Raw genomic sequence first — 21,722 nt, forward strand, 5'->3', positions numbered from 1 at the left:
CGCCGTCAGGACGCTGACGCCTCGTCAAGGTCGAACCGCGCCGTCAGGACGCTGACGCCTCGTCAAGGTCGAACCGCGCCGTCAGGACGCTGACGCCTCGTCAAGGTCGAACCACACGGTCTTCCCCTCCGGTCGGGGCCGTACGCCCCAGCGGTCCGCGAGCAGTTCCAGCAGCATCAGGCCGCGCCCGGACGAGGCGAGTTCGCCCGGCGCGCGCTGGTGCGGCAGCTCGTCGCCGCGGTCGGAGACCTCCACCCGCAGCCTCCTGCTCCCCGGCTCGCCCTCCAGCCGGGCCAGCAGCGTCGCGGTCTGGTCCGTGTGCACCAGGACGTTGGCCAGCAGCTCCGAGCAGAGCAGCACCGCGGAGTCCACCTGGTCCGCGACGGCCCAGTCGTGCAGCAGGAAGCGCAGCTGGGCCCGGGCGTCCGCGAGCCCCTCGGCCTGGTCCTGCTCGATCGTCAGCACCAGCCGGCGCTCGGACTGCCGCGGCCGCGACCGGCCGCCGTCCCGGCGCATCAGCAGGAACGCGATGTCGTCCTCGTTGCGCTTGGGCAGCGCACCGTGGTCGGTCCGCGCGGTCGGCCCCTGGACGGCCTGCAGCAGGCGGTCGGCCATGCCCTCGAGATCCGCCGGGCCGTCGGGTGACAGGGCGTCACGGACCCGGATCCATCCGCTGTACATGTCGTGGCCGCCGGTCTCGATCAGCCCGTCCGTGCACAGCAGCATCACCTCGTCCGGCTCCAGCTCGACGACGGTGACCGGGTAGTCCTCCTCCCCGTCCATCAGACCGAGCGGGAGACCGCCCTGGACGTGCTTGATCAGGCAGGTGCCGTCCGGCAGCCGCAGCACCGGATGCGGATGGCCGGCCCGGGACAGGGCAAGGGTGCCGGTGGCCGGGTCCGCCTCGATGTAGATGCAGGTGGCGTAGCGGTCGTCGTCGAGCGCGGTGAGGAAGCGCGAGGTACGCGCGAGCACCGCGTCCGGCCCGTGGCCCTCGGCGGCGTACGCGTGGATGGCCGTCCGCAGTTGGGACATGAGGCTCGCGGCCACCACGTCGTGGCCCTCGACGTCCCCGATCACCAGGCCGATGCGTCCGCCGGGCAGGTCGATGACGTCGTACCAGTCGCCGCCCACCATCAGGCCGCCGCCCGTCGGCACGTAGCGGCTGGCCACCGTCAGGCCCGGCCGCTCCGGGGCGGCGGCGCCCATGCTGCGCCGCAGCCCGAGCGAGAGCGCCAGCTCCGCCTGCCCGGTCCGGGTCCGCTCCAGCGCCTGCGCGACGGCCTTCGCCACCGCCGCGAGCAGTGCCCGCTCGTCGGCGGCGAACGCCCGCTCCGCGCGGAAGGACGCCATCCACGCCCCCGTGGTCCGGCCGGCGCTGACCAACGGCAGAAAGGCCCACGCCTGCCGCCCGAGCCCGGCGGCCAGGGGCCAGGTCTCCGGAAAGCGTTCGCGGTACTGCTCCGGCGACCCCAGGAAGACCGCCTGCCCCGTCCGGATGACCTGCGCGGCGGGGTATCCCGTCTCCAGCGGCATCCGCAGCCCGCTGCCGATGCCCGCCTCGTAGCCGACCTGCCCGAGCACGTCGAGTGAGCGGTCGAGGCGGCCGAAGACGATCTGGCCGTCGAGGGGGAGGTCGCCGCTGCTGAGCTTGGCGACGGCCCGGAGTACCTGCTCGACGGAGCCGGCCTCGGCGAGGGCGCGCCCGGCCTCCAGCACGATGGCGTCCCGCAGCAGTGGCGACTCCCCCGGTACCTCCGGTTCCCCGGCCCGGTCCAGGCGGTTCAGCGCGTCGATCTGCCGCAGCTCGTCCTCCCCGCCGCGCCTCTGCTCGCTCATCCTCCGCCTTCCGCCATCGCGCAGGGCCACCAGCCCCCACTGTGGCCCGGTGCGGATGCTGATGCACCTTCAGAGGCCCCTCCAGGGGCGCGGGGAACTGCGCGAGCAAGACACCACCCGGGGAGGTTCGACCCGTTACTGCAGGCCGGACCTCCCCGGGTGGTGGGCTGGTCGCGCAGTTCCCCGCGCCCCTGGAGGCTGCGCCTCCTCAGGGGGCGAGCCCCTCTGCCAACGGCACGATGGCGTCGGCGCTGATGCCGGCGGCAGCCAACTGCTCTGCCGTCGAGCCCGAGCCGGGCAGGTTGCGCACGGCCAGGTGGCCGAACGCGGGGACGCTGCCCACCGCCGCGAGCGCGGCCAGCACCGCTTCGCCGAGGCCGCCTTCGGGGTGGTGGTCCTCGACGACCACCACCGCGCCCGTCTCCCGCGCGGCGCGCGCCAGCGTCCGGGCGTCGACCGGCTTGACCGAGTACGCGTCGATCACCCGTGCCGGGACGCCTCGTCGGGCCAGCCGGTCCGCCGCCCGCAGGCACTCGTGGACGGTCACGCCCGCGCCGACCAGCGTCACCCGGTCCTCGGCGCCGCCGCCCCGCAGCACCTTCGAGCCGCCCACCGGGAAGGACTCGCCGGGTTCGTACAGCACGGGGTAACTGCCGCGCGTGGTACGCAGGTAGGAGATGCCGTCCAGCTCCGCCATCGTCGCCGTCAGCGCGGCCGTCGCGGTCGCGTCCGCGGGGTAGAGGACGGTCGAGCCGTGGATGGACCGCATCATCGCCAGGTCCTCCAGGCCCATCTGCGAGGGGCCGTCCGCGCCGATTTCGACGCCGCAGTGGGTGCCGCACAGCGCCAGCGAGACCTGGGAGACCGCCGCCATCCGGATGAAGTCGTGAGCCCTCGTCAGGAACGCGGCGAAGGTCGTCGCGTGCGGGCGGAAGCCCCGCACCGCCAGGCCCACCGCCGTCGCGAGCATCTGCTGTTCGGCGATCCACTGCTGGAAGAACCGGTCCGGGTACGCCTCCTCGAAGTCCTGCGTGTGGGTGGAGTTGCCGACCTCGGCGTCCAGCACCACCACGTCCGGCCGGGCCGCGCCGAGGGCCACCAGCGCCTTGCCGTAGGCCGCCCGGGTGGCCACCTCCTTCCCCACCTCGAACCGGGGCAGCTCCACCGGCCGGCGGCGGCGCGGGGCCGGTGCCTCGGTCTCCGGCTGGGGTCCGCGGACCGTCAACTGCCCGACGCCGCCCAGCTCCTCGACCGCCCGTTCGGCGAGGTCCTCGGGCAGCGCCTTGCCGTGCCAGCCGTCCGCGTCCTCGATCTCGGACACGCCCTTGCCCTTGACCGTTCGCGCGATCACCACGGTGGGCTGCCGCCCGTCGGCGGCCGTGGTGAGGGCGTCGTCGACGGCCGCGAGGTTGTGCCCGTCCACCACCAGCGCCCGGCAGCCGAAGGCCTCGACCCGGCGGGCGTAGACGTCCGTGTCCCAGCCGAACTCGGTCGGCCCGCACTGGCCCAGCCGGTTGACGTCGGCCAGTACCACCAGGTTGTCCAGCTCGTAGTGGGCGGCCTTGTCCAGCGCCTCCCAGACGCTGCCCTCGGCCAACTCGCTGTCGCCGCACAGCACCCAGACCCGGCCGGGCCGGCGCTCCAGCTTCCGCAGCGCCAGCGCGATGCCGACGGCGTAGCCGAGGCCCTGTCCCAGTGAGCCGGTGGCGACGTCGACCCAGGGCAGCACCGGCGTCGGGTGGCCCTGCAGCCGGGAGCCGGCCTGGCGGTAGTCCTTGAGCAGCTCCCGCTCGTCGATCACACCGGCCGCCCGGAACATCGCGTACAGCAGCGGCGAGGCGTGGCCCTTGGAGAAGACCAGGTGGTCGTTGCCGGGGTTGCCCGGGTCCTGCCAGTCGTAGCGGAGGTGACGGGCCATCAGCACCGCCATCAGGTCCGCCGCGGACATGCTGGAGGTGGGATGCCCGGAGCCCGCGGCGGTACTGCAGCGGACGGCGTCCACACGCAGCTGCTGCGCGAGTCGGAAGACGTCGTCGAGCCCTGAGTCCGGGTCGACGCGGTGGGCGGGAGCGGTCGGGGCGGCCATCGTCAGCACCTTTCCTGCGCGCACGGATGAACCGCCCCTACCCGATTCCTCCAGGGGAACGCCTTCCTGCCGTCCACCCTCCGCCCGGACGGCGGTCAGCAGCCCGAGTCGGCGATCACGTAGTAGCCGGGGGCGGTCTCCTTCAGGGTGTGGGAGTAGAAGACGTTGTCCAGGCCCATGTTCTGGTTCGAGCCGTTGGCGTACGCGTATCCGCCCGAGTCGTGGGCGCGTCCCGCCTGGACGTGGTTCCAGTTGCTCGCCGTGAAGCACTGCGCGGTGTAGCCGCCGGTCGTCGTCGCGGTGACGGTCGCCGACTGCGCCCCGACGTTCCCGGAGGAGTCCACGGCGGCGACGGTCCAGCTGTAGCCGGTGCCGGCGGTGAGGCCGGTGTCGGTGTAGCCGGTCCCGGTGGTGGTGCCCACCCGGCCGCCGTCGCGGTAGACCGCGTACGAGGCCGCCCCGCTGACGCTCTGCCAGCTCAGCGCCGCGCTGGTGTCGGTGACGGACCCCACCGTGAGGCCTGCGGGCGCGGGCAGACCCGTGCCGGTGCCGCCGCCCGAGCCGGTTCCGTCCAGGCCCCAGAACTTGGCCGTCCAGTAGCTTGAGCAGATCGTGTTGAGGAAGTACGCCCCGGTGGCCCCGCACTGGTCGGTCCCGGAGCCGGGGTTGACGGCGAGGCCGTGGCCCATGCCGGAGATGGAGAACAGCTCGACGGCGGGTTTGCCGTTGGCGTCGTTGTAGCTGCTCTGGGTGGTGCCGCCGGTGAGCGTGGCGGTGGCGGAGGCGGTCTGCGAGATGCCCCAGACGTCGGTCCACTGGTCGCGCAGCTCGGTCGCGTTGACCGGGTAGACCGTGTAGTCGCTGGTCCCCTGCCAGATGGCGACGCGCGGCCAGGGCCCGGTCCAGCCGGGGTCGGAGTTGCGTACCTTGTCGCCCCACTGCGCGGGGCTCAGGTTCTGGCTGCTGGTCTGGCAGGAGGACGCGGCGCTCTGCGTGGTCGCGCACTGAGCGGGCAGCCCGGAGTCGATCGCCCCGCCCGCGAAGACGTCCGGATAGTCGGCGAGCAGGTCGGCCGCCATGCCCGCGCCGGCGGAGAGCCCGGTGACGTAGACCCGGGACCGGTCCGAGCCGTACTGGGCGACGGCGGTGTCGACCATCGACTTGACCGAGGCTGCCTCGCCCTTGCCGCGGGTGTCCTTGGTGGAGTCGAACCAGCTGAAGCAGGAGAGGGAGTTGTTCGCACTGCTGGTCTGCGGGAAGACGACGGCGAAGCCCCACAGGTCGGCGTACTTGGTCCAGCCGGAGTCGTTGTAGTAGTCGGTGGCGGTCTGCGTGCAGCCGTGCAGGGCGACCACCAGCGGGCGGCCGGTGGCCAGCCCGGCGGGCGCGTACTCGTACATGGCGAGGTTGCCGGGGTTGCTCCCGAAGCTGCTCACCTGTTGCAGGCTCCCGCTGTCGGCCGACGCGGCGGGCACGGCGCCCGGCCCGGCGAACGCGAGCCCGACGGCGAGGCCGAGCCCGGCGAGGACTCTTCCCAGAGTTCCCAGAGTGTGGCGCATGGCTGTCTCCCGGGTGGAGGAGTGATGTCCGGGGGAACGTAGAGCCGTGCCCGCCCACCTGACATGTCATCAACCCCCATACCGCGCCCGCCTCCGCTGGTGCCGGACCACCCCCGCACCCGCCGCGGCACCGCTTCGGGCCGGTCAGCTGCCGCCCAGCAGCCGGCGGAACCGGCCCAGGAAGCTGAACCGCTCCGCCCGCTGGGCGGACGCGCGGTCGAGCTCCTCCATCAGCCGCTCGGACCGGTGCTCGGGCGCCAGCTCGTCCAGGATCCGGTCGGCCTCCGCCAGCAGCGCCCCCTGCAACTGCCAGGCGTCCGGGTCGCGCCGGACGTGCTCCAGCAGCAGCCGCGCCATGTTGTCGCGGGCCGCCCAGCCCGCCTTGAGCTCGGCGGTCAGGCGCTCCTCCGCCTCCGCCGCGTTCCGGCTCACCTGGGTGGTCACCAGCACGGCGAAGCTCACCAGGGCCCCGCCCAGGTGGTCGAACAGCTCCTCCACGGCCACGACCAGCTCCGAGGGGAACATCGGCGCCCCGGGGGTCCGCCGCTTGGACAGGTCGGTCAGCGACCTGGACATCACCCGGACCACCACCACGCAGATCTCCAGGGTGTCCAGTCCGGTGCGCAGCACCAGCCGGGACAGCAGCGCGTCGCTCACCCTGGGGTTGAGCCGCAGGCTGTCCTCGGCCTGGCGCAGGGCCGCGTCCACGTCCGCGACCGCCTGGTCCAGCCCGCGGGCCTCGTACAGCCGCTGGACGGCCCGCGCGGGCACCGCCTGGCGGGCCTGCTCGGCGAGGCTCAGCAGCAGGTGCCGGGTGCGCCGGGCCAGGTCCTCGATCGAGTCCGCCGCCGGGTCCACCCACACCGGCGGTGCGAACAGCAGGTTGAACAGCAGCCCCACGCCCGCGCCGACCAGGGTCTCCACCACCCGGTCCCAGGCCTGCGAGGCCAACTGGGTGACGCCGAGCACGAGCATCGCGCTGATCGCGACCTCGTTGACGAATTCGTCCACCCGGACGAACTGACCGATCGTCAGCGACACCAGGATGATCAAGCCGAGGCTCCACCAGGACAGCCCGACCACCGAGCTGAACCCGATCGCGATGAGCACGCCCACCACGACCGAGTTCACCCGCCTGACCCCCGTCTTCACGGTGGAGTACAGCGTCACCTGTACCACCAGCAACGCCGTCAACGGCGCGGTCAGCGGCGCCGGCTGGCTGCTGACGTAGGTGGCCAGGACGTACGCCAGGGTGGACGCCACCGTCGCCCGCAGGGTGAGCGCCACGACCGGGTCACGGCGCCGCGCCCACAGGCCGGCCAGGTCTGCTCGGAGATCGCGCACGGGACACGTGTTCCCAGAACCGCTGTTGCGTCACCACCCGTCACGTCGTCGGATGGAGTCCATGAAGGCCGTTGTGATGGCCGGCGGCGAGGGAACGCGCCTGAGGCCGATGACCGCGAGCATGCCCAAACCGCTGCTGCCGGTGGTGAACCGGCCGATCATGGAGCACGTCCTGCGGCTGCTCAGACGGCACGGGCTCACCGAGATCGTGGTCACCGTGCAGTTCCTCGCCTCCCTGGTGGAGAACTACTTCGGCGACGGCGACGAACTGGGCCTGTCGATCAGCTACGCCGAGGAGGAGGTCCCGCTCGGCACGGCCGGCAGCGTCAAGAACGCCGAGGCGGCGCTGCGCGACGACGCCTTCCTGGTGATCTCCGGCGACGCGCTGACCGACTTCGACCTCACCGATCTGCTGCGCTTCCACCGGGAGAAGGGCGCGATGGTGACGGTGTGCCTGACGCGGGTGCCCAACCCGCTGGAGTTCGGCATCACCATCGTCGACGACGAGGGGAAGGTCGAGCGCTTCCTGGAGAAGCCGACCTGGGGGCAGGTCTTCTCCGACACCGTCAACACTGGCATCTACGTGATGGAGCCGGAAGTCTTCGACTACGTCGCCGCCGACACCAGCGTCGACTGGTCCAGCGACGTCTTCCCCAAGCTGATGCAGGCGGGCAAGCCGATCTACGGCTACATCGCCGAGGGCTACTGGGAGGACGTCGGCACCCACGAGAGCTACGTCAAGGCGCAGGGCGACGTGCTGGAGCGCCGGGTGGACGTCGACATCGACGGCACCGAGGTCCGGCCCGGCATCTGGATCGCGGAGGGCGCCTCCGTCGACCCGGAGGCCCGGCTGAGCGGTCCGCTCTTCATCGGCGACTACGCGAAGGTGGAGCCCGGCGCGGAAGTGCGCGAGCACACGGTCATCGGCTCGAACGTCGTGGTCAAGCGCGGGGCGTTCCTGCACCGGGCCGTCGTCCAGGACAACGTCTACATCGGGCCCGGCGCCAATCTGCGCGGCTGCGTCGTCGGCAAGGACACCGACGTGATGCGCGCCGCCCGGATCGACGAGGGCGCGGTCATCGGCGACGACTGCCACATCGGCGAGGAGTCGGTGCTCAGCGGCAACGCCCGGGTCTTCCCCTTCAAGACCATCGACCCGGGCGCCGTGGTCACCACCACCGTGATGGGCGAAGCCCGGGGCCGGGAGCGGCTGTTCGGGGCCCGCGGCGTCTCCGGCATCATCAATGTCGAGATCACCCCGGAGCTGGCCGTCCGCCTGGCCGCCGCCTACGCGACGACGCTGAAGAAGGGCGCGACCGTCACCATCGCCCGCGACCACTCGCGCGGCGCCCGGGCGTTGAAACGTGCCATGGTGGCCGCGCTGCAGGCGAGCGCCATCGAGGTGCGCGACCTGGAGAACGTGCCGATGCCGGTGGCCCGGCAGCAGACCGCGCGCGGCAGCGCGGGCGGCATCATGCTGCGGACCACGCCCGGCCGGGCGGACTCGCTCGACATCCTCTTCTTCGACGAACGCGGCGCCGACCTCACCCAGGCCAAGCAGCGGCACCTGGACCGGGTCTTCACCCGTCACGAGTACCGCCGTGCCTTCCCCGGCGAGACCGGTTCGCTGCGTCACCCGCCCAGCCCCGAGGACCCCTACGCCGGTTCGCTGTGCACGGCCCTCAACCTGGACGGCATCGCCGAGGCGAACCTGCGGGTCGTCCTGGACGCGGCCAACGGCAGTGCGGCGCTCGCCCTTTCGCACGTCCTGGGGCGGCTTCCCGTCGACACGCTCGTCCTCGACCTCGGCCTGGACCAGTCGCTGCCGACGGAGACCCCGCAGCAGCGCGCCGACGCCCTGGAACGGGTCGGCCGCTTCGTGTCCCTGACGGAGTCCCAGTTCGGCGTCCGCTTCGACTCGGTGGGCGAGCGGATCTCGCTGGTCTCCGGCTCGGGGGCGGTGCTGCCGGACGAGCGGGCTCTGCTGCTGATGCTGGAACTGGTCGCCGCGGAGCGCCAGGGCGGCCAGGTGGTGCTCCCGGTGACGACGACCCGCGTCGCCGAGCAGATCGCCGCGCGGCACGGCGTCGAGGTGCTGTGGACGACGACCGCCCCGGACGACCTCTCGCACCGCGTGCGCACCGCCGAGGACCCGATCCTGGGCGGCGACGGCCGCGGCGGCTATGTGATCCCCGAGTTCAGCCACGTGCTCGACGGCGTCGCGGCCTTCGTCCGCCTGGTCGGCCTGGTGGCGCGCAGCGAGTTGACGCTGGGTCAGCTGGAGACGGCGATCCCCCAGGCGCATGTGGTGCGCCGGGACCTGGCCACGCCCTGGGCGGTCAAGGAGGGCGTGCTGCGCTCCGCCCAGGAGGCCGCCGGGGACCGCCCGGTGGAACTGGACCACGGCCTGCGCATCCTGGAACCCGACGGCGGCTGGACCCTCATCCTCCCGGACGCCTCCGAAGCCGTCACCCACCTCTGGGCCGAGGCCCCGACCGCCGACGCCGCCAAGTCCCTTCTGGACCACTGGTCGTCCACCATCCAGTGGTGGCACGGCACCTGAGTCGAAGCCGGAGCAGCCCCCACGTCACCGGCTCGCTCCGGTCACCCCATGGCAACCCGCTCCGTCCCCTCCCGGTGGGCCGGCCCCGGCTGCCGCCGAGGCAGCCCGGTGCCGCACCCAGGCCTGCGGCACGGCCCCGCCGAGCGATCCCGGCCAGGCGCCGGGCGGCCCGGGCACCGCGGACGCCGACCGGTCGGCCACGAAGGCGGCCCCCCGGCCGCCCCGGCCCGCCGCAGGTCGGGGACTTCCCCGATCGGCAAGCCCGCCGCCCGGTCCGCCCGGCCGAGGCCGCCCTCGCGGGCGCGGCCCCGGGCCATGCCGGCTCCCAGCCGGGGCGTGCCGGCAACGCAGTGCCCCCGCCCCGGCGGGGGCCCCGGCTCCGGGGCTACGCGCCGGCCTGGGCGGCTGCGGGCTGTACTCCGGCCTGGGCGATCACCGCCAGGTGAGGGGTCCGTTCGTGGGTCTCCGGGTCGCGAAGCAGGCGCAGGCGCGGGGTGAAGCCGGCGGCGGCCAGTTCGTCGAGTATCCGGTCCAGGGACCACCGGTACGCCGGGGCGACCTTGTGGTCGTAGGCGGCGACCGGGCTCTCCCCTGCCATCCCGGCCACGAACAGGTAGCCGCCCGGGGCCAGCACCCGTCGGAACTCGCCGAGGGCGGCCGGCAGCTGTTCCGGCGTCAGATGGATCAGCGAGTAGCGTGCGAGCACTCCGCCGATCGAGGCGTCCGGCACCCCCGCCAGTCTCAGCAGCGAGCCGACCTCGTAGCGCAGCTCCGGGTGCCGCTCGCGGGCCAGTTGCACCATCCGGGGAGACAGGTCCACCCCGAACGCGTCCAGCCCGGCGGCCGCCAACACCGCCGTCACATGGCCGGGACCGCAGCCGGCGTCCAGCACCGGCAGGCCCAGCCCGGCCGCCCGGGCGGCGAAGTCCCGCACCAGGGCGTACTCCAGCGGCCGCTCGGCCAACTCCCCCGCGAACAGCTCGGCGTACAGCTGTGCGATCCCGTCGTATGCCTCCCCCACCCGGGCGCTCATCCGGTGCGCACCGCCGTCACGAACGCGCTCTCGGTGGGCTTGGCGAACGGCCTCCCGTACCGCTGTGCCGCCTCCCCGAGGTTGGTCAGCGTCACATCCCACCCGTGCTCGCGCAGCCAGTCCGCGGTCCCCGCGCCCAGGCCGCCCTGCCACAGCGTGGTCACACCCTCGACGGGAGGTATCCGCCCGTGGGCGCTGCGTTCGAGCGCCAGCGTGCTGCCGGGCGCGGACGCTCCGGTCAGGCGGGAGAGCACGCCGGCGGCCTCCTCCCGGGACAGGTAGACCAGCAACCCCTCGACCAGCCACGCCGTCGGCTGCCCGGGGTCGAAGCCGGCCGCCCTGAGCACCTCGGGCCAGTCGTCGCGGCGCAGGTCCACCGGCACGGGCACCCGCTCGCAGCGGGGCTGCGCACCCGACGCGTCCAGGACCCGCTGCTTGAACTCCAGCACAGGTTCCAGGTCCGCCTCGAACACCCGCGTACCCGGCGGCCAGTCCAGCCGGTAGGCGCGGGCGTCCAGTCCGGCGGCGAGCAGCACCACCTGACGGCTCGTCGAGGCCGAGAGGCAGGCGTCGTAGAAGCGGGTGCGCACGATCACCTGCGCGGCGAGCGCACGCACTCCCGGCCCGGGCGGCTCGGTACGCGGCGGGACGCCGGCCGCCGCGACGAACTTCTCCGCGAACGGGTCACGGAACAGCGCATCGGGCCGCCGGCTCTCGGCGGCGCGCACCCGCGCGACTCCTACGGCCGTCCGGGACACAGGACTCAACATGCCGTCAGCATAGGGACACCCCCTGACAGTTCGTGCTGGTGCCGTGGCGGGACAGGCTCGCCGGGCTGCGGTGCCCGGTGGTCTGGGCACCCCCGGCTGAAGGCTGGAGGACTGCCGTGCCGGGCGCCGCAAGACGGTGGACCCGTCCGGCCACGGCACTAGCCGAGGGGGTCGGCCAGCTCCCATCCGCGCGCCAGCATCCGGTCCACCAGGCCGAGCGCGGCCTCCAGCCGCTCCTGCCGGCTGCCCCGCAGCTCGTGCCAGGGCGTGTGCCCGGCGGCGAGCACCTCGCGGAAGCGGTCGGTCATCCACGGGCGCAGCTGCTCCCCGTCGCGCAGCCCGTCGTCCGCGAAGGGGACGTCCTCGTGGCAGGTGAGCAGGTAGAGCGCGCGGGGCGACAGGGACCGGGCGGCGGCCAGGACCGGTTCCGTGCTCCGGCCGCGGTAGCGCTCCTGCCAGACGGTGGTCGCCAGCACGTCCGTGTCGCAGACCAGGACCGGCCCGCCCAACCGGGCGGCGTGCTCCTCGGCCCGGTTCTGGCGGCGGCAGACCAGCTCGAAGTCCTCGTCCGTCCAGTCCAGGTCGTAGACGGTCACCCCGTCCCCGTGCCGGGCCCGCGCGATGGCGAGCTTCGCCACCGTCAACTCCCGTCCGTACTCGGGGACCCAGCGGGTCAGGCCGTGGGCGCCGCCGCGCTCGCGCAGCGCGGCCGCGAGGTCCTGGGCGAGCGTGGTGGTACCGGTCGACTCCGCGCCGAGCACCACCACCCGACGCGCCAGCGCGGCCCGCACCGGCGGCTCGATCTCGTCCCAGTGGGCGACGGGATCGGCCCGGACCTTGGTCCCCGACACGGCGAAGTGTCCCGCCCCACGTCCAGCACCACCGGCGCGGCGCCGAAGCGCCGGGCCAGCTCGACGCCGTAGGGCTCGGAGCTGAACACGGCGTCCACCGCCGGGCCGGGCGCGGATTCCGCCAGGGCCTGGCGCATCAGGGCGACGTGGCCCCGCCAGGCGTCCCCATCGGCCGGGGCTCGCACAAGTCCTTTGCGGTCACCGGCGGGCCGCGCCCGCGTGTCACCGGGACTCCGCGCTCCGGTGCGGGAACTCCGCCCTCCGGGGCGGTTCCCGACCGGCACAATGGCCGCATGCAGACCCTCGTCGCCGGCGCCCACGCCCCCGTGACCGCAGCCGAACTCTCGTGCACGCTCCAACGCGCCGCCGCCGGCCCGGAGTTGGACCTGTCCGCCGTCCTTCTCGGGGCCGACGGCAAGGTGCGTTCCGATGCCGACCTCGTCTTCTACAACCAGCCCGAGGCCGAGCAGGGCGCCGTCCGCCTCGACGGAACGACGGTCCGGCTGCGACCCGGCGCCCTCCCCGCGGACGTGCACCGCGTCGTGCTCGCCGCCACCCTCGACGCGGGCACCTTCGCCCAGGTCACCGGCGCGGAGCTGCTCCTCGGCGACACCGCCCGCTTCCCGCTGCCCCCGCTCGGCGGCGAGACGCTGCTCCTGCTCGCCGAGCTCTACCGCCGCGACGGCGCCTGGCGGGTGCGCGCCCTGGGCCAGGGCTACGACACCGGGCTCGCCGGTCTGGCGACCGACTTCGGCGTCGCGGGGGGCGNTGGCGACCGACTTCGGCGTCGCGGTGGACGACGCGCCGCCACCGCCGCAGACGCCTGCGCCGCCAGCAGACCGGATCTCCCTGCGCAAGGAGCTCGTCCGGGTCAGCCTGGAGAAGCGCGGGGCCCGCGGCATCCGCGCCCGGGTCGCCCTCGTCCTCGACCGCACCGGCTCCATGCGCGCCCGCTATGCCGACGGCACCGTGGGCCGCCTGGTCGAACGCCTGGCCCCGGTCGCCGCCGTGCTGGACGACGACGGCGAGCTGGACGCCTGGACCTTCGCCGACCACTGCGCCCGGCTGCCCTCGCTGCGCATCCCGGAACTGGGCGACTGGATCGAGCGCCACGTCTACATCCGGTCCGGGAACCGGCAGTTGCCGCCGCTGCCCGACGGCAGCCTCCGCGTGCCCGACCACCTGGTCCACGTCTTCGGCGGCAACAACGAGCCCGAGGTGATCCAGGACATCCTGCGCGCCTACGCCGCCGAGCCGGGCGACCCGGTCCTGGTCCTCTTCTTCTCCGACGGCGGCGTGAACCGCACCAAGCAGATCTCCGCGCTGCTCACCGAGGCAGCCGCCAAGCCGCTGTTCTGGCAGTTCGTCGGCCTGGGCCGGGCCGACTACGGCATCCTCGAACGCTTCGACACCCTCCCGGGGCGACTGGTCGACAACGCCGGCTTCTTCCAGGTCGACGACATCGACCGGATCGACGACGCCGAGCTCTACGACCGGCTGCTGTCGGAGTTCCCGCAGTGGCTGACCGAGGCCCGGCGCGCGGGCGTCATCCGCTGAGCAGCCCCCGTACGTAGGCGGCCTGGCCGACATGCTGCAGGTCGTCCGCGACGACGCTGACCAGGCGCACGGCCAGGGTCACCGGCGGGTCCCAGGAGTCGTCCACGATCCGGCTCAGCTCGGAGGCCTTGAGGCCGTCGAGGAAGGCCACCGTCCGCGCGTGCACGGCCTCGTGGTAACCGGCCAGCAGTTCGGCCGACACGCCCCGGAACTGCCCGACCTGGCGGCTGCTCTGCCCGTAGCCGTGCGCGGACGGGGGATACGGCAGGCCGAAGCGCTCGTACCAGCCGTCCCCCGTCCAGACGTGCTCCGTACCCGCGACATCCGCCACGTGGTCGTCCTGAATCCGCGTCAGATGCCAGACCAACCAGCCGATCGGGTTGGCGTGCGGGCCGACGCGCTCGGCGAGCTGCTCCTCGTCGAGCCCGTCCAGCACCTCCAGCACCGTCTCGCGGATGCGGCCGAAGGCGTCGGCCAGCAGGTCCGTACTCGTCACCGTGTCCGTCACCCGACGAGTCGACCGCATCCGCGGCGGGAGTTCAAGCACCGCGCCGACGTGCCGTCAGGACGGCAGCGTCCACTTCTGGTTGGCCCCGCCGGTGCAGTCCCAGATCTGCAGCCGGGTCCCGTTGGCCGAGCTGGGGCCGGTGGCGTCCAGGCAGCGGCCCGAGTTCGGGTTCAGCAGCGAACCGTCGGACCGGGCCTGCCACTTCTGCGCCGCGGTGCCGTTGCAGTCGTAGAGCTGGATCTGGGTGCCGTTCGCCGTGCCGGCCGACGTGACGTCCATGCACTTGCCGAGTGCCTGCAGCGAGCCGTCGGCGGCCACCGTCCACTGCTGGGCGCCGGTGCCGTTGCAGTCGTAGAGCTGCACCGCCGTGCCGTTGGCGGAGTTGGCCCCGGCCACGTCCACGCACTTGCCGCCGTAGCCGGTGATCTGCCCGGTGCGGTTCGCGCCCGGGCTGCCGGACCAGACGAAGGTGGCCGAGGTCTGCGCCGGCAGCGTGTAGCTGAACGACTCGTTCCCCCAGACCACATGGACCGGCTGGCTGGAGGTGGAACCGTTGTAGGCGATCAGCGCCTTCGAGCCGTCCGGGTTGCGCCAGGCCACGTTCGGCACCACGGTGTCGGCCGTGGACGCGATCCGGTAGGCGCCCGGCTTGACGAACTTGGTCAGCTGGCCCATGTCGTAGTACTCGACGGTGTAGTCCACCTGCCCGCTGCGCGCGTCCCCGTTGTGCACGGTGACCAGACCGGTGCAGGTGCCGCAGCCGCCGTTGTGCGGGCCCATGTTCTGGTCCACCGCGAGGGACCACTTCACCACCGACTTACCCCAGTTGCGGGTGTAGTCGATGATGTTGTTCATGTCCTCGTTCTGCTGGTTGGCGATCCAGGTGCCGCCGGAGTGCTCCGTGTCGTAGGCGTCCAGGTTCGGGTACTGGTTGTGCACCGTGGTCTGCTCGGAGACGTCACCGCCGTAGCCGTGCCAGGCCAGACCGCCGAAGAGGGGGTCGTTGCGGATCGCCGCGTCGTTGACCGTCTGCGCGCCGTAGCCGTCGTACTGGTCCCAGTTCCAGTCCAGCGCCAGCACCTTGGTGCTCAGACCGGCCGCGTGCAGCGCGGGCAGCAGGTCCGTGCCGGTGAAGTAGTCGAGCCCGTTCGCGTTCCACTGCATCGACGGGTACCCGCTGCAGCAGGTCGGCTCGTTCTGCACGGACACGAAGTCGACCGGCACGCCCTGAGCCTGGTACGCCTGCAGGTACTTGACGAAGTACTGGGCGTAGGCGCCGTAGTACTGCGCCTGCAGCCAGCCCTGGTCCATCGCGCCGTTGTCCTTCATCCACGCGGGGGCGGTCCAGGGCGTGCCCATGACCTTGAGCGCCGGGTTGAGCTGCCGGGCCTGCTTGGTCAGCGGCAGCACGTCCACCAGGTCGTGGGCGAGGGAGAAGTGACTGAGCGTCGGGTCGGTCTGCCCGGCCGGCATGTCGTCGAAGGTGTAGTCGTACCGGGCCAGGTCGGAGGCGCCGATCGGGTTGCGCAGGAAGTCCAGGCCGATGCCGTTGACCGGGTCGAACAGCGCCGTCATCACACTGTTCCGGGTGGCGGCGGAGAGGGCGCCGCTGCTGTTGAGCAGGTAGCCGGCGGTGTCGGTGAAGGACGCGCCGCCGCCGGTGAACTGCTGGTAGGTGGTCCCTTCGTCGACGGTGATCTGCCGGCCGGAACCACCGGTCCCGGCGGCGAAGCTGACGGGGGTCTGCTGCTGCAGCCCCCGGGTGACGTGCCGTCCGGCGGAGTCGTCGGTGGAGGTGAGCCAGATGCTCACCGACTCGTTCGCGGCGTGGGCGGTGGGCGCGGCGACCAGGAGCCCCGTCGCGGCGACTGCCGCGGACAGGGCGGCTGCGCCGAACGATCGCCAGCGTGTGGGCAAGGGCATGCCAACTCCAGGCAGGTGGGGATGGGTTGACGTGGTGGCCGAGCTGACGAGGATTCAACTGCGCGCGGCGCGGCGGCGTCAAGAGAACGCTCTCCCGGGCCGGTTCCGAAACCCGCGTGACCGGAACCGGGAACTCGCCTACGGTGTCCGGGCATGAACCACGGATGGCAGCTGACCGAGGACGTCGAGGAGTTCCTCACCGCGGCCGGAGCGTTCCTGGAGGCCGACGCGCTCGCGCACACGGTCCTGCTCTCCGTCAGCGAGGCGGTCCGCCTGCACGGCCCCTTCACCTTCGACGGCACCGCCCCCGCCCGCTTCGGGCACCGAACGGCCGCGGACGGCACGGTCGTCGCCGCGTTCGTCCGGACGCCCCCGCGCGCCGTCCTGCTCAGCACGATGGACGACGAGTCCGCCCGCAGCCTGGCGGCCCTCCTCCCGGACGTCCCGGGCGCCACCGGCCCCGCAGCCGTGGCCCGCGCCTTCGCGGACGCCACCGGACGCCCGTGGCGGGTGCACCGGAACGAACGCCTGTTCCGCCTCACCGAACTGACGGAGCCCGGCCCCACCCCGGCCGGCCGCGCCCGCCCCGCGACCGCCGCGGACGTCCCCCTGGTGGCCGCGTGGCTGGCGGACTTCGCGGCCTTCATCGGTGAACGCCCCGTCCGCGACTGGACCGCCCAGGCCGAGCGGCGGGTCGCGTCCGGTCGCCTGCTGCTCTGGGAAACGGACGGCCGCCCGGTGTCCATGGTCGGCTGGACCCCGCCCTTGGCGGGCCACATCCGCATCGCCCCCGTCTATACCCCGCCCAGGGATCGCGCCCGCGGCTACGCGGGCGCGGCGGTCCACGCGGCCTGCCGGCAGCTCGACACCGAGCTCCTCCTCTTCACGGACCTCGCCAACCCCACCTCCAACGCCCTCTACCACCGCGTGGGCTTCCGCCCCCTCGCCGACCACACCGAGCTGATCTTCCCTGCCCAGCCCCCGAGGGGCGCGAGGCTGTGAACAGGTGCGGGCTCCGCCGCGTGGGGGCGACGAGCCCACCACCGAGGGAGGTACGACCCTGACTGCAGGTCGAACCTCCCGGGGGGTGGCTCTCTTACTCGCGCCCACGCGGCGGAGCCCGCACCTGTTCACAGCCTCGCGCCCCTGGCGGGGGCTCGCGTGCGGAACAGCCGCACCCCCCTGAAACTGGTGAGGGTCCGCCGCACCTCCCCGGGAAGGGGCAACCGCATGCCCGCCGCAGGCACAGGCACAGGCACAGCCCAGATCGGCGTCACCGGGCTCGCCGTCATGGGACGCAACCTCGCCCGGAACTTCGCGCGCCACGGCTACACCGTGGCCCTGCACAACCGCACCGCCGCCCGCACCCGCGCCCTCGTCGCCGACTTCGGGCACGAGGGGGCCTTCGTCCCCACCGAGACCGCAGCCGACTTCGTCGCCGCGCTCGAACGCCCTCGCCGGCTCCTCGTCATGGTCAAGGCCGGCGAGCCCACCGACCAGGTGATCGACGAGTTCGCCCCGCTCCTCGAACCGGGAGACGTGATCATCGACGGCGGCAACGCCCACTTCCTCGACACCCGCCGTCGCGAGGCTCGCCTGCGCGAGCGCGGCATCCACTTCGTCGGCACCGGCGTCTCCGGCGGCGAGGAGGGGGCACTCGAAGGGCCGAGCATCATGCCCGGCGGCTCCGCGGAGTCCTACGAGTCCCTGGGGCCGATGCTCGAAGCGATCAGCGCCAAGGTGGACGGCGAGCCCTGCTGCACCCACATCGGCCCGGACGGCGCCGGACACTTCGTCAAGATGGTGCACAACGGCATCGAGTACGCCGACATGCAGCTCATCGCCGAGGCCTACGACCTGCTGCGCCGGGTGGGCGGCTACACGCCGATCCAGATCGCCGAGATCTTCCGCACCTGGAACACCGGGCGGCTCGACTCCTACCTCATCGAGATCACCGCCGAGGTGCTCGCCCACACGGACTCCACCACTGGCAAGCCCTTCGTCGACATCGTGCTGGACCAGGCCGAGCAGAAGGGCACGGGCCGCTGGACGGTGCAGACCGCGCTGGACCTCGGCGACCCGGTCTCCGTCATCGCCCAGGCGGTGTTCGCTCGTTCCGCCTCGGGCCACACGGATCTGCGCCAGGCCTACCGCGGCCTCGACGGCCCGACCGCCCACCCGATGGCGACCGCCGACTCCAACGCCTTCGCCGACCAGGTCGAGCAGGCCCTCTACGCCTCCAAGGTCATCGCCTACGACCAGGGCTGGAAGATGATCCTCGACGGCAGCCGCGACTACGACTGGAGCATCGACCAGGGCGCGGTCGCGCGCATCTGGCGCGGCGGCTGCATCATCCGCGCGGCCTTCCTCAACCGGATCAGCGACGCCTACCGGCAGCGGCCCGACCTGCCGAGCCTGCTCGCCGACCCGGCCTTCGCCGACGAGGTGACGGGGGCTCAGGACGCCTGGCGCTCGGTCGTGGCCACCGCGGCCGCGAGCGGCGTCCCGGCTCCCGCCTTCTCGGCCGCGCTGGCCTACTTCGACACGCTGCGCGCCGGCCGGCTCCCGGCCGCGCTCACCCAGGGGCAGCGCGACTTCTTCGGCGCGCACACCTACCACCGCACCGACCGTCCGGGCGTCTTCCACACCCTCTGGGCCGAGCCCGGCCGCGCGGAGGTCCAGCAGTCCTGACGGGTGGCCCACGCCGACCGGTCAGGAACCGCACCAAACCCGCCCAACTCCCCAACTCCTTGCGTCCCCCGGCCAGTTGGTCGGGGGACGTTCACTCGATCCCTCTTTCCAGACTCACATCTACGTGCGTAGCATCCTGTGGCATGGCTGCGACAAGCAACTGTCGGGCCGTCAGTTCAGCGTTCCCGCAAGCCCTTTGCCGTCCCCCGACGCCACGGAGGCTCGACGCAATGAACCCCCTCTCCCCCGGACGAGGCCGCACCGCCCTCGCCGCCACCACTCTGTTCGCCGCACTGGGACTGCTCGCCGCGGTCCCCGGCGGGTCCGCCGACGCCGCCGCCAAGACCCAGCGCGGCTCCGCCTGGATGGGCATCGGCGTGGCCGCCCACCAGCACGGCAGCGGCGGCTCCGGCGGCACCGTCCAGCCGATGGTCACCCAGACCGAGGGCGTGGACGTCTCCAGCTACCAGGGCAACGTGGCCTGGTCGACCCTGTGGAACAGCGGCGTCCGCTGGGCCTACACCAAGGCGACCGAGGGCACCTACTACACCAACTCCTACTTCACCCAGCAGTACAACGGCTCCTACAACGTCGGCATGATCCGCGGGGCGTACCACTTCGCCACCCCGGACACGACCTCGGGCGCCACCCAGGCGGACTACTTCGTCAACCACGGCGGCGGCTGGTCCCAGGACGGCAAGACCCTGCCGGGCACCCTGGACATCGAGTGGAACCCGTACGGGGCCGCCTGCTACGGCCTGTCGCAGAGCGGCATGGTCAGCTGGATCCGCAGCTTCCTCAACGAGTACAAGTACCGCACCGGCCGGGACGCGGTGATCTACACCGCCACCTCCTGGTGGACCCAGTGCACCGGCAACTACAGCGGCTTCGCCGCCACCAACCCGCTGTGGATCGCCAACTACAACGGCTCGTCCGGCACTCTTCCGGCGGGCTGGTCCTACTACACCATGTGGCAGTACACCGACTCCGGCCCGACCGTCGGCGACCACGACAAGTTCAACGGCGACATCACCCGCGTCCAGGCCCTCGCCAACGGCTGACCCGGGTTGCGGGGGCAGGACCCCCGCAGCAGCGTGGGGACGGGCGGCCGCCCGGCCGCCCGTCCCCACCCGAGGAGTTCCCGTGAGCGACGACAGCAACGAGTACGTTCCCGGCAGCGACAGCCGCGACCGCCGCGAGCACGGCGGCATGCCGCCCCGCCCGGACGACGACGAACTGGCCCGCCGCACCGAGGCGGAGCGGGTCGAGGCCGGCCTGGAGGACTACGACCCGAACGAGGTGCCGCCCGCGACGGACACCCCGCCGCAGCCGGACCCCACCGGGACGGAGCAGTGGCAGGAGGAGAACGCGGAGGTGGAGCGGGAGTTGGAGGAGGGCGAGTTGGAGGCCCGACCGGACCGTCCCGACTTCCCGCCCTCCTCCTACGAGGACCGCTGACCTTCCGTCAGAGCGGGCGGCTCAGGACGGCAGGTGCCAGATCTGGTTGGCGGTGCCTGCGCAGTCCCAGATCTGGACCTGGGTGCCGGACCCGCCGTACCCGGTGTCGTCCAGGCACTTGTTGGACTGCGGGTTGTACAACTCGCCGTTGGACTGCGGGATCCACACCTGCGCCGCGGTGTTGTTGCAGGTGTAGAGGTCGACCTGGGTTCCGTTGGCGGTCCCGCCGGCGTAGATGTCCAGGCACTTGCCGAGCACGTGCAGGGTGGTCCCGGCCTGGACGAAGGTCCACTGCTGGGCGGCGGTGCCGTTGCAGGTGTAGACCTGGACCGGGTTGTAGTCGGCGGTGCTGGCCGAACGGTCGTCGAGGCAGAGGCCGTTGTACCCGGTGACCGGACCGGTGCTGCCGGTGCCGCCGCCACCGCCGGAGCCGGACCCGGTGGTGGTGTACGCGGCGACGTAGCCGACGCTCATGGTCGCGCCCGAACTCGTCGACGAGGTGGGCGTGGTGCAGCCGCAGACCCCGTTGGGGAAGCCGCCGCCCATGGCGAGGTCGAAGATGATCTCCAGGTTGTGGTCGAACGCCTGCTGCCAGGTCGAGGCGCCCACCTGGCTCTCGTTGACGGTGAAGTACGAGGCGCCGTCCAGGTAGAAGGTGATGGACTCGGCCGAGGTGTTCGTGCGGTCGAGGATCATGGTGTACGTGTGGTACCCGGTCTGGCAGCCGGAACAGGCGCGCAGCCCGCTGCCGATGCCGTTGCCCTCGTTGCAGACGCCGCCCGGGTAGGTCCCGCAGTGGATGGTGCCCGCCACCTGGGAGAGCGCGTTCACGTCCTCCATGATGTCGATCTCGCCGTTCTCGGGCCACTGGCCCTGGCCGAGCATCCAGAACGCCGGCCAGTAGCCGAGCCCGGAGGACGGGTTGGGCTGCTGGATCGAGGCGGTGACCTCCAGCTTCCCTCCTGCGGGCGCGCCGGCGACGGCGGTGGGGGTGTGGATCCGCCCGGAGGTCCAGCTGCCGCCGCTGTTCAGGGCGGTGATGTTCAGATGGCCGCTGCCGTCCAGGTGGACGTTGGCGGTCGAGTTGGTCATGGTCTCGATCTCACCGGTGCCGAAGTTGGAGCCCGGTCCGGTGTCGTAGGTCCACTTGCTGCCGTTGGGCGCGCTCCCTGCGGCGCCCGAGAAGTCGTCGCTGAACACCGTGGTCCAACCCGAGGGGGCGGGCGGCACGGTGACGGCCCCTGCCGTGGTGGCGGGGGAGACCACGACGACCAGGGCCAGCAGCAGACCGGTGAGCAGGGCGCGCACGGTGCGCACCGAGCCCGGCGTGGGGGTGGTTCGGAGAGGCATGAGGCGGCTCCCTCGATCGACTGACGGGGATTCAACTCCCGTACATGCCAAGTAGTCAATGAGTCGGGAGAGCGTTATCTGAATCAATTTCCCGAAGACGTCGAGTCAACGCCGTTCATACATGCTCATGTCATTGACTGTTCGTCAGAAGCCGGGACCATGACAGGTACTCACATCCCGACCCCCCGGA

The 21,722-nt window shown here is 72.5% G+C and carries 16 protein-coding genes and 1 pseudogene; 7 read left to right on the forward strand and 10 right to left on the reverse strand.

The genetic code is table 11. From position 1 onward, the window contains the following. Nucleotides 1–81: 81 nt before the first annotated feature. The 4 genes from ACFP3V_RS00515 to ACFP3V_RS00530 form a co-directional block, all read right to left on the reverse strand. A complete protein-coding gene (locus ACFP3V_RS00515) occupies nt 82–1,839 on the reverse strand; it encodes a SpoIIE family protein phosphatase (protein ID WP_380578413.1) in 1,758 nt (585 codons plus the stop codon). Between the two features lie 208 nt (nt 1,840–2,047). Continuing rightward, nucleotides 2,048–3,925 carry a transketolase gene (locus ACFP3V_RS00520; protein ID WP_380578415.1) on the reverse strand — a complete coding sequence of 626 codons (1,878 nt, stop codon included), beginning with the start codon at nt 3,923–3,925 and terminating at the stop codon, nt 2,048–2,050. Nucleotides 3,926–4,020: 95 nt separating this feature from the next. After that, nucleotides 4,021–5,484 (reverse strand): extracellular catalytic domain type 1 short-chain-length polyhydroxyalkanoate depolymerase, encoded by a 1,464-nt coding sequence (locus ACFP3V_RS00525; protein ID WP_380578417.1) that lies wholly within the window; start codon nt 5,482–5,484, stop codon nt 4,021–4,023. Between the two features lie 144 nt (nt 5,485–5,628). Next, a complete protein-coding gene (locus ACFP3V_RS00530; protein WP_380578419.1) occupies nt 5,629–6,828 on the reverse strand; it encodes an FUSC family protein in 1,200 nt (399 codons plus the stop codon). Nucleotides 6,829–6,889: 61 nt separating this feature from the next. Here ACFP3V_RS00530 and ACFP3V_RS00535 point away from each other — a divergent pair, with 61 nt between their 5' ends. Next, nucleotides 6,890–9,391 (forward strand): sugar phosphate nucleotidyltransferase, encoded by a 2,502-nt coding sequence (locus ACFP3V_RS00535; protein WP_380578421.1) that lies wholly within the window; start codon nt 6,890–6,892, stop codon nt 9,389–9,391. A gap of 385 nt (nt 9,392–9,776) precedes the next feature. Here ACFP3V_RS00535 and ACFP3V_RS00540 read toward each other — a convergent pair whose 3' ends face one another. The 3 genes from ACFP3V_RS00540 to ACFP3V_RS00550 all read right to left on the reverse strand — a co-directional run bounded on the left by ACFP3V_RS00540 (nt 9,777) and on the right by ACFP3V_RS00550 (nt 12,045). Further along, the gene (locus ACFP3V_RS00540; protein WP_380578423.1) at nt 9,777–10,424 is read right to left on the reverse strand and encodes a class I SAM-dependent methyltransferase; all 648 of its coding nucleotides are present in this window, start codon (nt 10,422–10,424) and stop codon (nt 9,777–9,779) included. Beyond that, on the reverse strand, nt 10,421–11,194 hold the full coding sequence (locus tag ACFP3V_RS00545; protein WP_380578425.1) for an SAM-dependent methyltransferase: 774 nt from the start codon (nt 11,192–11,194) through the stop codon (nt 10,421–10,423). The genes ACFP3V_RS00540 and ACFP3V_RS00545 overlap by 4 nt, the downstream gene beginning before the upstream one ends. 158 nt (nt 11,195–11,352) lie before the next feature. Next, nucleotides 11,353–12,045, reverse strand: coding sequence for an AAA family ATPase (locus tag ACFP3V_RS00550; protein ID WP_380578427.1), 693 nt, complete (start codon nt 12,043–12,045; stop codon nt 11,353–11,355). A gap of 293 nt (nt 12,046–12,338) precedes the next feature. Here ACFP3V_RS00550 and ACFP3V_RS00555 point away from each other — a divergent pair. Next, a pseudogene (locus ACFP3V_RS00555) lies at nt 12,339–12,737 on the forward strand (TerD family protein); the annotation flags it as partial. A gap of 100 nt (nt 12,738–12,837) precedes the next feature. Continuing rightward, nucleotides 12,838–13,602: a vWA domain-containing protein gene (locus tag ACFP3V_RS00560; RefSeq protein WP_380578429.1), complete on the forward strand. Its 765-nt coding sequence runs from the start codon at nt 12,838–12,840 to the stop codon at nt 13,600–13,602. Here ACFP3V_RS00560 and ACFP3V_RS00565 read toward each other — a convergent pair. Both ACFP3V_RS00565 and ACFP3V_RS00570 read right to left on the reverse strand, forming a co-directional pair. After that, nucleotides 13,592–14,098, reverse strand: coding sequence for a mycothiol transferase (locus ACFP3V_RS00565; protein ID WP_465270083.1), 507 nt, complete (start codon nt 14,096–14,098; stop codon nt 13,592–13,594). The genes ACFP3V_RS00560 and ACFP3V_RS00565 overlap by 11 nt on opposite strands. A gap of 66 nt (nt 14,099–14,164) precedes the next feature. Continuing rightward, on the reverse strand, nt 14,165–16,033 hold the full coding sequence (locus tag ACFP3V_RS00570; protein ID WP_380578433.1) for a ricin-type beta-trefoil lectin domain protein: 1,869 nt from the start codon (nt 16,031–16,033) through the stop codon (nt 14,165–14,167). A gap of 153 nt (nt 16,034–16,186) precedes the next feature. Between ACFP3V_RS00570 and ACFP3V_RS00575 the strand changes: the two genes are divergently transcribed. From ACFP3V_RS00575 to ACFP3V_RS00590, 4 genes are all read left to right on the forward strand, one after another. Beyond that, complete coding sequence (locus ACFP3V_RS00575; protein WP_380578435.1) at nt 16,187–17,035, forward strand: GNAT family N-acetyltransferase; 849 nt, start codon at nt 16,187–16,189, stop codon at nt 17,033–17,035. A 228-nt stretch (nt 17,036–17,263) separates the two neighbouring features. Further along, the gene (gene gndA / locus ACFP3V_RS00580; protein ID WP_380578437.1) at nt 17,264–18,724 is read left to right on the forward strand and encodes an NADP-dependent phosphogluconate dehydrogenase; all 1,461 of its coding nucleotides are present in this window, start codon (nt 17,264–17,266) and stop codon (nt 18,722–18,724) included. A gap of 230 nt (nt 18,725–18,954) precedes the next feature. Then, the gene (locus ACFP3V_RS00585; RefSeq protein WP_380578439.1) at nt 18,955–19,785 is read left to right on the forward strand and encodes a lysozyme; all 831 of its coding nucleotides are present in this window, start codon (nt 18,955–18,957) and stop codon (nt 19,783–19,785) included. An 82-nt stretch (nt 19,786–19,867) separates the two neighbouring features. Continuing rightward, nucleotides 19,868–20,182 (forward strand): DEAD/DEAH box helicase, encoded by a 315-nt coding sequence (locus tag ACFP3V_RS00590; protein ID WP_380578441.1) that lies wholly within the window; start codon nt 19,868–19,870, stop codon nt 20,180–20,182. A 21-nt stretch (nt 20,183–20,203) separates the two neighbouring features. Here ACFP3V_RS00590 and ACFP3V_RS00595 read toward each other — a convergent pair whose 3' ends face one another. Next, nucleotides 20,204–21,532: a ricin-type beta-trefoil lectin domain protein gene (locus tag ACFP3V_RS00595; RefSeq protein WP_380578443.1), complete on the reverse strand. Its 1,329-nt coding sequence runs from the start codon at nt 21,530–21,532 to the stop codon at nt 20,204–20,206. Between the last annotated feature and the right edge of the window lie 190 nt (nt 21,533–21,722).

This window comes from Streptacidiphilus monticola, assembly GCF_042658505.1.
In the GTDB taxonomy this organism is placed as follows: domain Bacteria; phylum Actinomycetota; class Actinomycetes; order Streptomycetales; family Streptomycetaceae; genus Streptacidiphilus; species Streptacidiphilus monticola.

Excerpts from the sequence above, each read along its gene's own strand:
- ACFP3V_RS00515 (WP_380578413.1), bottom strand. The coding sequence starts at position 1,839 with ATGAGCGAGCAGAGGCGCGGCGGGGAGGACGAGCTGCGGCAGATCGAC.
- ACFP3V_RS00520 (WP_380578415.1), bottom strand. The coding sequence starts at position 3,925 with ATGGCCGCCCCGACCGCTCCCGCCCACCGCGTCGACCCGGACTCAGGG.
- ACFP3V_RS00525 (WP_380578417.1), bottom strand. The coding sequence starts at position 5,484 with ATGCGCCACACTCTGGGAACTCTGGGAAGAGTCCTCGCCGGGCTCGGC.
- ACFP3V_RS00535 (WP_380578421.1), top strand. The coding sequence starts at position 6,890 with ATGAAGGCCGTTGTGATGGCCGGCGGCGAGGGAACGCGCCTGAGGCCG.
- ACFP3V_RS00540 (WP_380578423.1), bottom strand. The coding sequence starts at position 10,424 with ATGAGCGCCCGGGTGGGGGAGGCATACGACGGGATCGCACAGCTGTAC.
- ACFP3V_RS00545 (WP_380578425.1), bottom strand. The coding sequence starts at position 11,194 with ATGTTGAGTCCTGTGTCCCGGACGGCCGTAGGAGTCGCGCGGGTGCGC.
- ACFP3V_RS00570 (WP_380578433.1), bottom strand. The coding sequence starts at position 16,033 with ATGCCCTTGCCCACACGCTGGCGATCGTTCGGCGCAGCCGCCCTGTCC.
- ACFP3V_RS00575 (WP_380578435.1), top strand. The coding sequence starts at position 16,187 with ATGAACCACGGATGGCAGCTGACCGAGGACGTCGAGGAGTTCCTCACC.
- gndA (WP_380578437.1), top strand. The coding sequence starts at position 17,264 with ATGCCCGCCGCAGGCACAGGCACAGGCACAGCCCAGATCGGCGTCACC.
- ACFP3V_RS00585 (WP_380578439.1), top strand. The coding sequence starts at position 18,955 with ATGAACCCCCTCTCCCCCGGACGAGGCCGCACCGCCCTCGCCGCCACC.
- ACFP3V_RS00595 (WP_380578443.1), bottom strand. The coding sequence starts at position 21,532 with ATGCCTCTCCGAACCACCCCCACGCCGGGCTCGGTGCGCACCGTGCGC.